This window comes from Candidatus Aegiribacteria sp., assembly GCA_021108005.1.
Taxonomy (GTDB): Bacteria; Fermentibacterota; Fermentibacteria; order Fermentibacterales; family JCC-6; genus Aegiribacteria.
This window is the reverse complement of the sequence record JAIORS010000072.1, coordinates 1-1440: the sequence shown is the minus strand read 5'-3', so window position 1 is coordinate 1440 and position 1440 is coordinate 1. Positions and strand designations below refer to the sequence as shown.

Sequence of the window (1440 nt, the reverse complement as noted above, 5' to 3'; positions counted from 1 at the left end):
CGTGTATCTACAATGTAGATACGGAGGATATATGAAGACAACAGTAAAAAAGTGGGGAAACAGCTTGGCTATTCGAATACCAAAGGTGATATCGAAAGAGCTGAGCATTGAGTACGACACAGAAGTGGAGATAATAACCAAGGATGGCTCTCTGATACTTAGTCCTCGACCCAGTTACTTGTTAAAGGATCTTCTTGCACAGGTGAGCCAGGAGAATCTTCACGAAGAGATTAAAACCGGTGATCGAACAGGCAGAGAAGAATGGTAGGATCAGAAGTATCTCCCGACCGGGGAGACATTGTCTGGCTGTCCTTTGATCCGCAGACTGGACATGAACAGAAAGGTAGAAGACCGGCAATAGTTCTTTCCCCTAAGGCATACAATCAGAAAGTGGGATTGGCATTAATGTGCCCTGTCACGAACAGGATTAAAGGTTATCCCTTCGAAGTCAGACTTCCTGATAGATGTGAGGTTCTCGGAGTTGTGCTTTCTGATCAGGTAAAAAGCCTTGACTGGAGGGCAAGGAGCTCTGAAATTGTCTGCAGTGTCTCAGATGAAATCGTTTCAGAAGTACTTGGGAAATTAAAAACACTTCTAACACACCCGGAAAAATAGCGTAAAACTGCTTTCTGAAATTACATGTCTCAGCATTGATTATCTGGTTGGCGTTCGATGGTTCGGTACCACTTTCCAAATACATAGGACCGCCCAGAGTGTTTACATACTAGAGTGTGATCACTATTTTCACAATGTAAAGTACCATTTACGAGGAGTTGAGTATGGATGAAATTGATGTCAGGAAACTCATTGACGTCTGTCGCAAATATAAAGTAAGCAAAGTGTCATTATTCGGTTCCTTTGCTCGTGGGGATGCCGGACCAGATAGTGATATTGATCTGCTGATCACCTTCAGTGATCGGGTTGGTTTTCTTACGCTTGCCAAACTGGAACGAGAACTTTCAGAGGTATTGCACAGAGTAGTTGATCTTCTGACGGAGCAGTCAATCAGTCCATATCTCAGAGACCAGATACTCAGTGAACAAAAGGTTATTTATGAAGAAGCGGGGTGACCGGGTATACCTTCAGCACATTCTGGATTCCATAGCGAAGATAGAGTGTTACCTGCATGAAGTAGATGAAAATGAATTCAAGAGTTCCGATCTGCTCCAGGATGGTGTCATCAGGCAGATACAGATAATAGGAGAGGCTTCTAAGCGTGTTTCTTCAGATCTATGCGTTCGGTATCAACACATCCCCTGGCGGGATATGGCAGCAATGCGCAACAAACTTGTTCATGATTACTTTGGAATTGATACCGGTATGGTGTGGATCACTGCTACCTGTGATCTGCCGGAACTCAAGGAACTTATTACACAAGTCATCTCAGAACTGCCAGTATAACCCAGTCCGGAGCATAGAACCCCCCTGCAGTTATTAGTA

At 44.0% G+C, this 1440-nt stretch carries 4 protein-coding genes; all 4 read left to right on the top strand.

The genetic code is table 11. The features are described from left to right. Positions 1–268: AbrB/MazE/SpoVT family DNA-binding domain-containing protein (locus K8S15_04490; protein ID MCD4775294.1), on the top strand; the 268-nt coding region annotated here is incomplete at its 5' end. Further along, entirely contained in the window at positions 262–615 is a 354-nt protein-coding gene (gene mazF / locus K8S15_04485; GenBank protein MCD4775293.1) for an endoribonuclease MazF, read from the top strand. The genes K8S15_04490 and mazF, both read left to right, overlap by 7 nt. 164 nt (positions 616–779) lie before the next feature. Further along, positions 780–1070 (top strand): nucleotidyltransferase family protein, encoded by a 291-nt coding sequence (locus tag K8S15_04480; protein ID MCD4775292.1) that lies wholly within the window; start codon positions 780–782, stop codon positions 1068–1070. Then, positions 1054–1401: a DUF86 domain-containing protein gene (locus tag K8S15_04475; GenBank protein MCD4775291.1), complete on the top strand. Its 348-nt coding sequence runs from the start codon at positions 1054–1056 to the stop codon at positions 1399–1401. Before K8S15_04480 ends, K8S15_04475 begins: the two co-directional genes overlap by 17 nt. The last annotated feature ends 39 nt before the right edge of the window (positions 1402–1440 follow it).

What these genes read in the sequence shown, in the direction of transcription:
- mazF (MCD4775293.1), top strand. Translation starts at nt 262, where the DNA reads ATGGTAGGATCAGAAGTATCTCCCGACCGGGGAGACATTGTCTGGCTG.
- K8S15_04475 (MCD4775291.1), top strand. Translation starts at nt 1,054, where the DNA reads ATGAAGAAGCGGGGTGACCGGGTATACCTTCAGCACATTCTGGATTCC.
- K8S15_04480 (MCD4775292.1), top strand. Translation starts at nt 780, where the DNA reads ATGGATGAAATTGATGTCAGGAAACTCATTGACGTCTGTCGCAAATAT.